The 13974-nt window shown below is 68.0% G+C and carries 12 protein-coding genes; 9 read left to right on the top strand and 3 right to left on the bottom strand.

All coding sequences use genetic code 11. The annotated features are described in order from the left end of the window. Positions 1–67: 67 nt before the first annotated feature. The 5 genes from ABD301_RS31050 to ABD301_RS31030 all read left to right on the top strand — a co-directional run bounded on the left by ABD301_RS31050 (position 68) and on the right by ABD301_RS31030 (position 4993). A complete protein-coding gene (locus tag ABD301_RS31050; protein ID WP_344313924.1) occupies positions 68–760 on the top strand; it encodes a response regulator in 693 nt (230 codons plus the stop codon). Then, positions 757–2181: a sensor histidine kinase gene (locus ABD301_RS31045; RefSeq protein ID WP_344313837.1), complete on the top strand. Its 1425-nt coding sequence runs from the start codon at positions 757–759 to the stop codon at positions 2179–2181. Before ABD301_RS31050 ends, ABD301_RS31045 begins: the two co-directional genes overlap by 4 nt. Positions 2182–2462: 281 nt before the next feature. Next, a complete protein-coding gene (locus ABD301_RS31040) occupies positions 2463–3359 on the top strand; it encodes a Rossmann-like and DUF2520 domain-containing protein (RefSeq protein ID WP_344313836.1) in 897 nt (298 codons plus the stop codon). Continuing rightward, on the top strand, positions 3356–4228 hold the full coding sequence (gene panC / locus ABD301_RS31035) for a pantoate--beta-alanine ligase (protein ID WP_344313835.1): 873 nt from the start codon (positions 3356–3358) through the stop codon (positions 4226–4228). The genes ABD301_RS31040 and panC overlap by 4 nt, the downstream gene beginning before the upstream one ends. Continuing rightward, positions 4229–4993, top strand: a complete 765-nt coding sequence (locus tag ABD301_RS31030; protein ID WP_163566988.1) for a type III pantothenate kinase — start codon at positions 4229–4231, stop codon at positions 4991–4993. 108 nt (positions 4994–5101) lie between these two features. Here ABD301_RS31030 and ABD301_RS31025 read toward each other — a convergent pair whose 3' ends face one another. Further along, positions 5102–5875, bottom strand: a complete 774-nt coding sequence (locus tag ABD301_RS31025) for a class I SAM-dependent methyltransferase (protein ID WP_344313834.1) — start codon at positions 5873–5875, stop codon at positions 5102–5104. Positions 5876–5944: 69 nt separating this feature from the next. Between ABD301_RS31025 and lysS the strand changes: the two genes are divergently transcribed. From lysS to ABD301_RS31005, 4 genes are all read left to right on the top strand, one after another. Then, entirely contained in the window at positions 5945–7444 is a 1500-nt protein-coding gene (gene lysS, locus ABD301_RS31020; protein ID WP_344313832.1) for a lysine--tRNA ligase, read from the top strand. 197 nt (positions 7445–7641) lie between these two features. Beyond that, positions 7642–8205 (top strand): hypothetical protein, encoded by a 564-nt coding sequence (locus tag ABD301_RS31015; RefSeq protein WP_344313831.1) that lies wholly within the window; start codon positions 7642–7644, stop codon positions 8203–8205. A 304-nt stretch (positions 8206–8509) separates the two neighbouring features. After that, positions 8510–8854: a histone-like nucleoid-structuring protein Lsr2 gene (locus tag ABD301_RS31010; RefSeq protein WP_344313923.1), complete on the top strand. Its 345-nt coding sequence runs from the start codon at positions 8510–8512 to the stop codon at positions 8852–8854. 347 nt (positions 8855–9201) lie between these two features. Then, positions 9202–11736, top strand: coding sequence for an ATP-dependent Clp protease ATP-binding subunit (locus ABD301_RS31005; RefSeq protein WP_344313830.1), 2535 nt, complete (start codon positions 9202–9204; stop codon positions 11734–11736). Between the two features lie 123 nt (positions 11737–11859). On the opposite strand, the gene ABD301_RS31000 is transcribed toward ABD301_RS31005, so the two are convergent. Next, complete coding sequence (locus tag ABD301_RS31000) at positions 11860–12882, bottom strand: polysaccharide deacetylase family protein (RefSeq protein ID WP_344313829.1); 1023 nt, start codon at positions 12880–12882, stop codon at positions 11860–11862. Between the two features lie 105 nt (positions 12883–12987). Then, entirely contained in the window at positions 12988–13824 is an 837-nt protein-coding gene (locus ABD301_RS30995; protein WP_163566992.1) for a polysaccharide deacetylase family protein, read from the bottom strand. Positions 13825–13974: the final 150 nt, after the last annotated feature.

Here is a 13974-nt window from a genome sequence, read left to right as displayed (position 1 = left end):
AGCTGTTTCACATCCTCCACAGGGCATGCTGTGAGCAGACTGAGAGTTCCGAGTTTGGGGGATGGCGATGCGGTTGTTGCTGGTCGATGACGAGGTGCGGTTCGCCCGCGCGTTGGCGGCCGGGCTGGTCGACGACGGCTTCGTGGTGGACCTCGCGCACGACGGCACGACCGGCCTCGCGATGGCCAGGGCCGGCTCGTACGACCTGGTGATCCTGGACATCATGCTGCCTGGGCTGTCCGGTTACCGGATCGTCCAGGCGCTGCGGACGGACCGGAACTGGGTGCCGGTGCTGATGCTCTCGGCCAAGGACGGCGAGTACGACCAGGCCGACGGGTTGGATGTCGGCGCCGACGACTACCTGGTCAAACCCTTCTCGTACGTGGTGCTGCTGGCTCGGCTACGCGCGCTGCTGCGCCGGGGCGTGAGACCGCGTCCGGTGCGGCTGAGCGTCGGGGACCTGACGCTGGATCCGGCCACTCGGCAGACCACTCGAGGCGAGCAGTCGATCGACCTGACCGCCCGCGAGTTCGCGCTGTTGGAGTATTTGATGCGCCGACCGAGCGAGGTCGTTTCCAAGACCGAGCTGCTCGACCACGTGTGGGACGCGGCCGCGGATACCGACCCGAACGTCGTGGAGGTCTACGTCGGCTATCTGCGCCGCAAGATCGACGTGCCGTTCGGCCGGCAGACGTTGAGTACGGTCCGCGGTGCCGGTTACCGAGTGGTCGACGACCTGGCCCGTACGAAGGACCGATGATCGGCGGCCACCGGGCGTACCGGTGGATCTGGCGGCTCAGCCTTCGAGCCCGGCTGACGCTACTGGCCACCGCGGTGCTCGCGGTCGGTCTCGGCGCCGGCGGGTCGCTGCTGGTGATCACCGTGTCGGCGGCGCTTTTCACCAGCGTGGACTCCAGCGTCATGCAGACCAGCCAGGACGTCGTGACGCTGGTCAAGACCAAGCAGCTGCCCAACCCCGTACCAACCGCCGGGCCGGCGCAGCTGGTGCAGGTCGTCAACGCCCGCGGCGGAGTGCTGTCCGCGTCCGCCGCCGCCGACCAGGTGGTGCCGATGATGCCGCTGGGGCAGCTGACTGCCGCTGCCAACCAGGGGAAACTCATGGTCATCGCGGGCGAGGAGCCGGGGCGGGAGGGGCCGCTTCGGGTGTTCGTCAGCAAGGTGGACGCGGGCGGTGGCGTCGACTACGTGATCGTGGCGGCGAACATCCGCGAGGTGCTGGACGGCGGCAAGGTGGTGCGTACGGCCGTGGGCGTCGGTTTCCCGGTGCTGCTGGCGGTGCTCGCGATGCTGAGCTGGCTGGTGGTCGGCGCGACCCTGCGCCCGGTGGAGTCGCTGCGCCGGGGCGCCGCCGAAATCACCGGCAAAGGGGTCACCCGGCGACTGCCGGTCCCGGACGCGCACGACGAGGTCCAACGGCTTGCGGTCACGCTCAACGACATGCTGTCGCGGTTGGAGGTCGCTCAGGACCGGCAGCGCGCTTTCGTTGCGGACGCGGCCCACGAGCTGCGCAGCCCGCTGGCGAGCCTGCGCACCCAGTTGGAAATCGCCGCCCGTCGGTCGCCGGAGCTCAGCACCGAAGACGTGTTGGCCGAGATCGACCGGTTGTCCCGGCTGGTGGACGACCTGTTGCTGCTCGCCCGGATGGACGCCGGCATGGCCGCGCCGGCCCGGCAGGACGAGGTGGACCTCGGCGAGGTGGCCCGCGGGGTGGCGAAGCGGTACGACGGCGGCCAAGTGCCGGTCGTGGTCGCGCCGGCTCCCGGCGACCTGCCGCTGGTGGTTGGCGACCGCGACCGGCTGGCCCGGGTGATCGGAAACCTGCTGGACAACGCCGTGAGGCATGCCCGTACGCGCGTCGGGTTGTCGGTTGTCGCCGAGGACGGCTCGGTGATCGTCCGGATCGCCGACGACGGCCCCGGCATCCCGGCCGCCGACCGCGAACGCGTTTTCGAACGCTTCACCCGTCTCGACGACGCGCGCGCTCGCGATGACGGTGGAGTGGGCCTGGGTCTGGCGATCGTGGCCGACCTCGTACGCGGGCATGGCGGCACGGTGTCGCTGACCGACGGGACGCCGGGGCTGCTCGCGACCGTACGCATCCCGTTCCGTACGACCGAGGCCGAGCCGCCCCGCAAACGTACGACCCGAAGCCGCCGCTAGCGGGTGGTCGCAGCGGTCAGGGTGCGGGCGGGTGGACGAGGCTCGCTGTCGCGGCCGTCGAGAAGGCCGGTCACCTGCCCTTCATGGAGCGGCCCGCTCCCACCCGAGACCTGGTCACCGCCTTCGCCGCAAAGGTCTGACCTTCGACGCTCCCGGAAGAGAGGTCGAGTTCGCGATCGGGTTGTGACACGCCGCACGTACGAGTGGGTGTTGCGATCGGCGACGGCCCGCGCATACTGGCGGCCTGACCGGTACCCGGAACGAACGGACTGGATCACGCCATGACTGAACCGCCGGGCCATTTGAGGATCGGCATCGTCGGAGCCGGCCGCGTCGGAGTGGCGTTGGGCGCGGCGCTGATGCGAGTGGGCCACCACGTGGTCGCGGCCTCCGGAGTCTCGGACGCGTCCCAGCGGCGAGCCGAACAGTTCCTGCCGGGCGTACCGCTGTTGCCGGTCCCGGAAGTGGTCGCCGACGTGGATCTCGCGCTGCTGACGGTCCCTGACGACGTGCTCCCGCGGCTGGTGTCCGGGCTGGCCGAGACTGGTGGGTGGCAGCCGGGCCGGCTGGTCGCGCACACGTCCGGGGCGCATGGGCTTGGTGTGTTGGCGCCGGCCGCGTGGGCCGGGGCACTGCCGATGGCGCTGCATCCGGCGATGACGTTCGTCGGGCGACCCGAAGACGTGGACAAGATCGACGGAGTGGCTTTCGGGGTGACCGCTCCGGAGCCGGTGCTGCCGGTCGCCGAGGCGCTGGTGCTGGAGATCGGCGGCGAGCCGATCCCGATCGCGGACGAGTTCCGGCCGCTCTACCACGCGGCGCTGGCGACCGGCGCGAACCACCTGGTCACGCTGGTCACCGAGGCCGCCGACCTGCTCCGCCGAGCCGGCGTTGGGCAGCCTGAGCGGCTGCTCGGCCCGTTGCTGGGCGCGGCGCTGGACAACGGGCTGCGGCTGGGCGACGCGGGGCTGACCGGGCCGGTTTCCCGCGGTGACGCCGACACCGTGCGCACGCATCTGGACACGCTGGCCGCGCACGCGCCGGAGACGCTCGCCGGCTATGTGGCGATGGCCCGCCGGACGGCCGACCGGGCGATCGCGTCCGGCCGGCTCGCGCCCGAGGACGCGGAGCGGCTGCTGGATGTGCTGGCCGCCCGGTCCAACGGTGCCCGCGCGTGACCGGGCAGATCGGTGCGCCGGCGGAACGGTTGCTGACGCCTCCGGTCGTACGCGATCGGGACGCCCTCGCGGCTGCCCGCGACCGGCTGCCGGGTCCGGTGGCGGTGGTGATGACGATGGGTGCCCTGCACGCCGGCCATGCCGCTTTGCTGCGCCAGGCGCGGGCCAGGGCAGCCTCGGTGATCGCCACGATTTTCGTCAATCCACTGCAGTTCGCGCCCACCGAAGACCTCGACCGCTATCCGCGTACGCTGAAAGCCGACCTGGAAATCTGCGTGCGGGAACAGGTTGATCTGGTTTTCGCGCCGACCGCCGCGGTGATGTATCCGGCCGGTCCGCCGCAGGTCCGGGTGCAGCCGGGTCCGCGTGGGGAAATCCTGGAAGGCGCCTTTCGTCCCGGATTTTTCGGCGGTGTCCTGACAGTCGTCTCCAAGCTGTTGCATCTGACCGCTCCCGATGTCACGTTTTTCGGGGAAAAGGACTATCAACAGCTGATGATGGTCCGCCAGCTGGTCACTGACCTGAGCATGGACATTGAAGTCGTCGGGGTGCCTATCGTACGCGAGCCGGACGGTTTGGCTCTGTCCAGCCGAAACGCGTACCTGTCGCCCCGCGAACGCCGTTCCGGTTTAGCGCTGTCAGCGGCCTTGCGGGCTGGCGTGGCGGCGTCCGGTCAGGGCCCGGTCGCAGTGCTGGCGGCCGCAACCGCGGTGTTGGCCGCCGAGTCCACTGTGGACGTTGACTACTGCGAGTTGACCGATCCATCGCTCGGCCCGCCGCCAGCGAAAGGGCCGGCGCGATTGCTGATAGCCGCCAAGGTTGGCGCCACCCGGCTGATCGACAACACCGCGTTGAAGCTGGGGCGCTAAGTGCTGCTCTGCATCGACGTCGGCAACACCCAGATCGTGCTGGCCACCTTCGACGGCGCGAAACTGGTGCACTCGTGGCGGATGCGTACGGACGCGCGCCTCACCGCCGACGAGCTGGCACTGACCTTTCGCGGCCTGCTCGCGGCGGACAGCGTCGACATCACCGGAATCAGTGCCTGCTCAACCGTGCCGGCCCTGCATCGCGAGCTCAATGTCATGCTTCGCCGCTACTACCAGGACATTCCGACGCTGGTGGTGGAGCCGGGCGTACGCACCGGTGTCGCGCTCAACGTCGACAATCCGCGCGAGGTGGGCACCGACCGGGTGGTCAACACCCTCGCCGCCTACACCCTCTTCGGCGGCCCGGCGATCGTGGTGGACTTCGGTACGTCCACGAATTTCGACGTGGTAGGACGAAAAGGAGAGTTCCTCGGCGGCGCTTTGGCGCCTGGTATCGAGATTTCCCTGGACGCGCTGGCCTCTCGCGCTGCCCAACTGCTGAAAGTGCCACTGGTCGCACCCCGCGGGGTGATTGGCAAGAACACCGTCGAGGCGCTCCAGTCGGGAATGCTCTACGGCTTCGCCGGCCAGGTCGACGGCATCGTCACCCGGATCGCCGCCGAACTCGGCACCCCGATCCCGACCGTCGTCGCCACTGGCGGCCTCGCCCCGCTGGTCGTCTCCGAGAGCGCCACCATCACCCACCACGAGCCGGCTCTCACCCTGATCGGCCTCCGCCTCGTCTACGACCGCAACTCTCCGTAGCCTCCTGAAGTCGCATGGATTTTCGTCGAGTGTGGGACTTTGTTCCGCGCTCGACGTCGAGTGTGGGTTAAAGTCCCGCACTCGACGCCAGCCGAGCGCAACTCTCCGTCAGGTGCGGGTGGAGCGGTACGTGGAGGCGATGTACGGCAGGTCGAGTTGTTGTTGCGCGTCGACGGGCGCGTTGCGCAGCACCAGGGTCTGTACGCGGCCCAGCAGCGCGTCCCGCTGTGGGGTGTCCAGGGTGGCCACCGTCGATCGGGACCGAAGCAGGTCGAGCAGGTCGGTGATGGTCAGCCGCTGCTGGTGATGGAAGCGCTCGTGTTCGGGAACGTTGAACCACGGCCCCAGGTCCCGCTCACTGCCAGCGCCGTTGAAACCGTTGCCGTTGAAGCCGTTGCTCGTACGGTCGTACGCGTCCAGCTCGCTGCCCAGCTGCGCGATCCAGCTGGTCCGCTCGTCCAGCAGGTTCCAGATCAGCCCGAGCGCCCCGCCCGGCCGCAGCACCCGGGCCATCTCCGGGTTGGCGATGTCCGGGTCGAACCAGTGGTAAGCCTGCCCAACGACCACCGCGTCCACCGCGCCGTCGTCCAGCGGGATGCTCTCCGCGGACCCTTCCAGCACCCGGGTCCCGGGCAGCGCGGCCGCGAGCGCCTCCCGCATCGGGGTGCTGGGTTCCACCGCGACCACCTCGAAGCCGAGGCCGGCCAGCACTCGGGTCAGCTTGCCCGTACCAGCGCCCAGGTCCAGCACGGTCCCGCCGGCGGGCACGGTCGCGAGCATCCACTTGACCGCCTCGGCCGGATAGTCGGGCCGGGTCCGCTGGTAGAGCTGCGCAACAGCGCCGAAGGACAGCCGACGACGATCCCATCCCTGACGGTCCATCTCCACACCCTAGAGGTCATCGGAGGCCGGTGGGATGGCTCGAGACGGCCGATGGCTACCCTCGAGTACGTGACTGAGCAGCCCATTTCCGAAGCCGACGACCTGCCAGAGCAGCTGCGGGTGCGCCGGGACAAGCGGGAGCGGATGCTGGCCGAAGGCGTCGAGCCATATCCGGTCGGTTTCCCGCTCACCACCACCCTGGGTGAGCTGCGGCGAAAGTACGCCGACCTGGCGACCGACACCGCGACCGGCGACACCGTCGGGGTGGCTGGCCGGGTGATTTTCTTCCGGAACGGCGGCAAGCTCTGCTTCGCCACCCTGCGGGCCGGTGACGGCACCGAGCTGCAGGTGATGATCTCGCTGGCCAAGGTCGGGGAGCAGGCCCTCGCGGACTGGAAGTCGCTGGTCGACATCGGCGACCACGTCGGCGTCCAGGGCGAGGTGATCACGTCTCGGCGCGGCGAGCTGAGCGTGCTGGCGGACAGCTGGGCGATCACCGCGAAGGCGCTCCGGCCGCTGCCAGTGGCGCACAAGCCGATGAGCGAGGACTCCCGCGTCCGCCAGCGGTATGTGGACCTGATCGTACGGCCGGACGCCCGCTCGATGGCCCACATCCGGTCCACCGCGGTGCACGGCCTGCGGGACTCGCTGCACCGCCGCGGCTTCATAGAGGTGGAGACCCCGTTACTGCAGGCGGTTCACGGCGGCGCCACCGCGCGGCCGTTCACCACCCACTACAACGCTTTCGACGTGGATGTCTACATCCGCATCGCGTTGGAGCTGTTCCTCAAGCGCTGCACGGTCGGCGGCATCGACAAGGTGTTCGAGCTCGGCCGGGTGCTGCGCAACGAGGGCGCCGACTCCACCCATTCGCCCGAGTTCACCATGCTTGAGGTCTACGAGGCGTACGGCGACTACAACACGGTCGGCACCCTCACCCGCGAGCTCTACCAGGAGACCGCGCAGGCCGTCTTCGGCTCCACCACGGTCACCCGGCTGGACGGCACCGAGCTGGATCTGGGCGGCGTGTGGCCGTCGTTGTCGCTGTACGAGCTGGTGTCCACCGCGGTGCAGGACGAGGTGACGCCGGAGACCTCGGTGGACACCCTTCGGGCGTACGCGGAGAAGTTCGACGTCCAGATCCCGCCGCACGCCACCCACGGCAAGCTGGTGGAGGAGCTGCTGGAGGCGCTCTGCGACGACCAACTGCAGGACCCGGTGTTCGTCCGGGACTATCCGTTGGACACTTCGCCGTTGACCCGGTCGCATCGCAGCAAGCCGGGAGTCACCGAGAAATGGGACCTCTACATCGGTGGTATGGAGGTCGGCACCGGCTATTCCGAGCTGGTCGACCCGGTCATCCAGCGGCAGCGCCTGCTGGAACAGTCGCTGGCCGCGGCTGGCGGCGACCCCGAGGCCATGCAGCTGGACGAGGACTTCATTCGGGCCCTCGAATACGGCATGCCGCCGACCGGCGGGATGGGAATGGGCGTCGATCGGATGCTTCAGGTCTTCACTGGCCGAGGAATCCGGGAAACGATCCTTTTCCCGTTCGTACGACCTGAGTAGTCCCGCTACCCGCTGTCGCCCTATCACCCGTACGCCCGGTTTTACCGGGTGTCGATACCCACTACCCATTTAATGCGGCTTGGGCGATTTTTGGCGAAAGTCATTTACAACACCTATTAGCACGAGGTAGGAAGTTCCCGACCGACACAGCCGCGGTGTTCCAGGTCACAACCCCCCAGCACCGAGAGGAACTTCCGATGAGCAGGACAGCGATCCGGCGGGGCGTCAGGATGTCGTTGGCAGCGGCGGCGGTTGGCGCCGCGCTGCTGGCGGCACCGGCGGCTTACGGTGGCACTGCGAGTAACTCCAGTGATCTGCTGGCGCCCGGCACCCACGTGCCGGCGTCCGTGGTGACACCGAAGAACTGCGGGTCCATCCCGGGCAACGCGGACGACAACGTGCTGCGGATCCTGCGGGACGTGAGCAACCAGCGGGGCGTCGACGGTCGCGTACGACTGTCCGTCTTCGAAACCGCGTGGGTGGAGTCGCATGCCAACAACCTGAACTGTGGCACCGGCGACTCGATTGGCGTCTTCCAACAGATCCCACGGTTCTGGTGCCCGGAGGACCGCAACAACTGCCTGGACGTGGCGCACGCCGCCAACAAGTATCTCGACCAGGCCATCCCGAACGCGGCCAACAACCCCGGCTGGTCGGCCGGCCGGGTCGCCCAGAGCGTGCAGCGGTCCGCCTTCCCGGACCGGTACGACCAGGCGCAGGGCACCGCTCAGGACCTGATCAACCGTTCCAACGGTCTGTAAACGGATTCTGTATAGATTCTGCGGCCCTCGCCCGATCCGGGTGGGGCCGCTGACCGTGCCCGGCCCGTCGCTGCAGGTGGTAAACGCAGGCAGGGGTAAGCTCCGTCGGCGGGCGGTGCTACCGAGTCGGGACGCGCGCCATGACGCGGACCCGCTGGGCCTGGATGCGTCGCTCACCCGGCGTGAGACCTGACTCGACCGGCGGTTGAGGCCGGCGGCCCTGCCAGGCAGGTGTTCCAAGGATGAGAATGTCCTCAAGAAGCAGTCATTGCCGGACATTCCTGCGGGGAAGGAAATCAACGCGGTGGCGCAGCGTACCGAAATTATCCTCATCGACGATGTCGACGGCGGGAAGGCCGACGAGACCATCCGCTTCGCGCTCGACGGGGTGGCGTACGAGATCGACCTGTCCAACAAGAACGCGGCGAAGCTGCGTGACCAGCTCGCGACGTATGTCAGCGTGGCCCGTAAGGCCGGCAAGGCGCCGACCCGCCCAGCCGTACGCCCGGCGCCGACTGTTCCGACGGTGACCGCGGACCGCGAGCAGAACCAGGCCATCCGGGCCTGGGCCAGGAAGAAGGGCCTCGCGGTCAGCGACCGCGGCCGGATTCCGGCCGAGATCATCGAGCAGTATCACTCGCAGTCCTGACCGCACTTGTGGTCTGTCCGGCCGGTTTCGCTGACGGCGTACAGCAGTCAGGATGGGAACGGCCCAGAACGACGTTGTTCCCGGTGACGGGCTCGCGATTGCCTGTCTGATCGGCTGGTTGCCGGTCGCAAATGACTGTTCTGACGAGTTTGGTATCCAACCCCCGACTAGAGTGTTCAAGACGGGCCCCACACAGGGGTTCGGCGGCCACACGGTGCCGACAGGCGCACCTCCCGGCGCGGCAGTGACGCACTGCCGAGGGGTGGCCAGACGGGCACGCAGTGCCGATGGGCACGACAGGCGCTATGCGGTGCAAGGTGCCGGCTGGCATGTGAGGAGCACGAGGGATGTTCGAGAGATTTACCGACCGCGCACGTCGCGTTGTCGTCCTGGCGCAGGAAGAAGCCAGGATGCTCAACCACAACTACATCGGGACCGAACACATCCTGCTCGGGCTCATCCACGAGGGCGAGGGCGTCGCCGCGAAAGCGCTGGAGTCCCTCGGCATCTCGCTGGAAGGTGTACGCCAGCAGGTGGAGGAGATCATCGGGCAGGGTCAGCAGGCCCCGTCCGGGCACATCCCCTTCACCCCGCGGGCGAAGAAGGTGCTGGAGCTGAGCCTTCGCGAGGCTTTGCAGCTCGGCCACAACTACATCGGGACCGAGCACATCCTGCTCGGCCTGATCCGCGAGGGCGAGGGCGTCGCCGCGCAGGTGCTGGTCAAGCTCGGCGCCGACCTGAACCGGGTGCGGCAGCAGGTCATCCAGCTGCTGTCCGGCTACCAGGGCGGCAAGGAGTCCAGTGGCGGCCCGTCGTCCGAGGGCACTCCGTCGACCTCGCTGGTGCTGGACCAGTTCGGCCGCAACTACACCCAGGCCGCCCGCGAGGGCAAGCTCGACCCGGTGATCGGCCGGCAGAAGGAGATCGAGCGCCTGATGCAGGTGCTCTCCCGCCGTACGAAGAACAACCCGGTGCTGATCGGCGAGCCGGGTGTCGGCAAGACCGCGGTGGTGGAGGGGCTGGCCCAGTCCATCGTCAAGGGTGACGTGCCCGAGACGCTGAAGGACAAGCAGCTCTACTCGCTGGACCTCGGCGCGCTGGTCGCCGGTTCCCGCTACCGCGGCGACTTCGAAGAGCGCCTGAAAAAGGTGCTCAAGGAGATCCGTACCCGCGGCGACATCATCCTGTTCATCGACGAGATCCATACCCTGGTGGGTGCGGGTGCCGCCGAGGGCGCGATCGACGCCGCCAGCATCCTCAAGCCGATGCTGGCCCGCGGTGAGCTGCAGACCATCGGCGCGACCACCCTCGACGAATACCGCAAGTATTTGGAGAAGGACGCCGCGCTGGAGCGCCGGTTCCAGCCGATCCAGGTGGCCGAGCCGTCGCTGGCGCACACCATCGAGATCCTGAAGGGCCTGCGCGACCGGTACGAGGCGCACCACCGGGTGTCGATCACCGACGCCGCGTTGGTCGCCGCCGCGAGCCTCGCCGACCGGTATATCTCGGACCGCTTCCTGCCGGACAAGGCGATCGACCTGATCGACGAGGCCGGCGCCCGGATGCGGATCCGCCGGATGACCGCGCCACCGGACCTGCGTGAGTTCGACGAGAAGATCGCGGACGTACGCCGGCAGAAGGAGTCCGCGATCGACTCGCAGGACTTCGAGAAGGCCGCGAGTCTGCGGGACAACGAGAAGACCCTGCTGAACCAGAAGTCCCAGCGGGAGAAGGAATGGAAGTCCGGCGACCTCGACGTGGTCAGCGAGGTCGACGACGAGCAGATCGCCGAGGTACTGGCGAACTGGACGGGCATCCCGGTCTTCAAGCTGACCGAGGAGGAGACTTCCCGGCTGCTGCGCATGGAAGACGAGCTGCACCGCCGGGTCGTCGGCCAGCAGGAGGCGATCAAGTCCGTCAGTCAGGCCATCCGGCGTACGCGCGCCGGCCTGAAGGACCCCAAGCGTCCCGGTGGTTCGTTCATCTTCGCCGGCCCGTCCGGTGTCGGTAAGACCGAGCTGTCCAAGGCGCTCGCGGAGTTCCTGTTCGGCGACGACGACGCGCTCATCCAGCTGGACATGTCCGAGTTCCACGACCGGTACACGGTCTCCCGCCTGGTCGGTGCGCCTCCCGGGTATGTCGGGTATGACGAGGGTGGCCAGCTGACCGAGAAGGTCCGCCGCAAGCCGTTCAGCGTGGTGTTGTTCGACGAGGTCGAGAAGGCCCACTCGGATGTCTTCAACACGCTGCTGCAGGTGCTGGAGGACGGCCGGCTGACCGACGGTCAGGGTCGCATCGTGGACTTCAAGAACACGGTGTTGATCATGACCACCAACCTCGGGACGCGGGACGTTTCCAAGGCCGTCAGCCTCGGCTTCCAGTCGGGCAACGACCAGGCCAGCAACTACGAGCGGATGAAGCAGAAGGTCCAGGACGAGCTCAAGCAGCACTTCCGGCCTGAGTTCCTGAACCGGATCGACGACATCGTGGTGTTCCACCAGCTGAGCCAGGAAGAGATCATCCAGATCGTGGACATCATGATCGCGAGGGTCTCGACTCAGCTGAAGAACAAGGACATGGGGCTCACGCTGACCCAGAACGCCAGGACCTTTCTGGCCAAGAAGGGTTTCGACCCGGTGTTGGGTGCCCGGCCGCTGCGTCGCACCATCCAGCGCGAGATCGAGGACACGCTGAGCGAGAAGATCCTGTTCGGCGAGGTCCAGCCCGGACAGAACATCACCATCGATGTCGAGGGCGACCCGGAGGTCCCGGACAAGGCCAAGCTCACCTTCGCGACCGGCGACAAGCCGGCCGAGAAGGAACTGGTTGCGGCCAAGGACAAACCAGCCGTCAGCGTCGCCAAGGCGACCGGCACCGAGTAATCCGCGCTTGACAGCAGAAAGGCCGGGTCCGCGAGGGCCCGGCCTTTCTGCGTACGAGCAACCCCAGCGGACTCGACGTTGTCGTCGGCCGCACGACGAGAATGTCGGGTTCGCGAAGAAGTGCTAGTCCTTGGCGGTCGTCGTCGGGGAGGCATGCGCTTGGGCGGCGGCCGCGGCGGCCGCGGCGGACTGGGACGCCTGTGCGGCGGCGACGTCCGGGCAGAGCGGGCCGGATATCGGGGTCACCGGCTTGGGCACCACCAGGGACGGGTGCGGGCCGGTCTTGGGGGCTCGGGTCTGGTCCAGGTAGTCGCTGAGCCGGCCGACCGAGTAGCCGGACTGCTGGATCGCCGCCAGCAACGTTCGGTAGTCGTGCTCGAAGTTCTGGGTGAAGTGCATCAGCAGGATCATCCCGGGCTGCAACGGGTTGCCCGCCCCGAACTGATGCTGCGCGATGCAGAGCACGCCGTCGATGACCGACGCCTCCCACATCACCGACACCTGGTAGCCGCACTGCTTCGCGGTCCGCAGGGTGGTCTGGTCGTACGTCCCGTACGGTGGCCGGAACCATTTCGGGGTGCTGCCGAAGATCTGCTTCAGCTGCACCGCGGAGTTGCACAGCTCCGAATGCTGCACCTTCTCCGACCGGCCCTTGAGGCCGCCGTACGGGTGGTTCACGGTGTGGCCCTCGACCCGCGCGCCGTCGGCCACCAGACTCTTGAAGTAGAGCGGGGTCTTGGCGGCGGTCTTGCTGATCAGGAACAGCGTGGCCGGCAGCTTGGTGGCCGCGAACAGCCGCGGCGCGGCCGGGTTCGGGAAGGTGCCGTCGTCCATCGTGATGAAAACGATCTTCTTGTCGGTCGGGATCCGGGTGACCACCGGCACCTCAGGCCCGCTGTCGTTGAGCCGGATCGCGGCCGGCGGCGGGGCCGCCAACGGGATCGTCGGCAGCGGCGCGAGAGCCGGATACGTGACCGCTGGGGGCGGCTCGGCCGACGGGGTCTGCGCGGCCTCGCCGGGATGCCGCAGGTGTGAGGTGAGCGGCACCGCGACCACCAGGACGACCGCTGCGAGAGCGGCCGCGATGGCGACCCACCAGCCCGGCCGCATTTTCCGTCGCGGCGAGGCGGCCGGCGGTTGCGTCATTTCCGGCCGCATTGTTTGTCGGCACCGGGCGGTAAAAGAATAGTCACCAAAACATTCACTGCCATTCCGGTATGGAGTTTCGTTTCTCGCGATGATACGCAGCGCTCACGGAGTCTTTGCGGGGACTGGCAGGTAGTCCTGTAGAACGGCTGGCGTCAGGCCGGCTTTCTTGATTGCCCACAACACCGCGGCGAAGTCACGTACGAAGGCGACCCGGAAGTGCATCAGAATGATGTCGCCGGCATGCACCTTTTGGTCCGGTCGCTGGTAGAAGACCTTGCCGTTGTCGGTGGTTTCCCGCCACAGCACCAGATAGCTCAGCCCGCAGGCGGCCACCATTTTCTGGGTGGTCGAGTTGTAGTCGCCGTACGGCGGCCGGAAAAGCGTCGGGCGCTTGCCGAAAAGTTTCTGATACTTGTCCGCGATGGGACAGATTTCCTGCTTCTGTCGGGCCGCCGAAAGCTTCGGCATCTCCGGGTGGGTCTGGGTGTGGTCCTCGATCCGGGCGCCGGCGTCCTGCAGGCCGCGGAAATAGGCCGGATCGGGATCGACGTCGTTGCCCATCAGGAAGAGCGTCACCGGCACGCCGGCCTTGCGCAGCATCGCGGCGGCCTTCGGGGTTCGTACGGCCCCGTCGTCCATCGTGATGAACGCGACCTTCTGGGTGGTGGTGATCTCGTGCAGCGCCGGCACCTCGCCGGGCGGCGCGGTCAGCTTGGTCGGCTGCGCCGGCGGGGCCGGGTCGAAGGCTGGTACGGCCGGGAGCCCGTCGGCGGTGGAGCCGGGATCGGCCCGGCTGGGCGTGGGACTCGGCTGCACGGTGGGCTGGCCGGCAGCGCTGCCGCTGGGCGTACCCCCGCCGCTGGGCTTGGTGGCGCCGCAACCGGCGGCCAGCAGGCAGATGGACACGAGTGCGGCGGCGACGGCGCGGTGACGGTACACGGATCCCTTTCCGGGCGTTCCCTGCGATGGATGGTGGTCCGCAACGCCCGTTGCCTGCGCCGGACGCAAGCAACGGGGCGTTGCGAACAACGCACAGGCCCTTCACAGCAAAGACGGTCGACCGACCCGCTGAGTTGGCTGGTCGGGCAA

The organism is Fodinicola feengrottensis (genome assembly GCF_039530045.1).
GTDB classification, from domain to species: Bacteria; Actinomycetota; Actinomycetes; order Mycobacteriales; family HKI-0501; genus Fodinicola; species Fodinicola feengrottensis.
The sequence above is the reverse complement of the archived record's forward strand: the minus strand, read 5'-3'. Positions and strand labels throughout refer to the sequence as shown.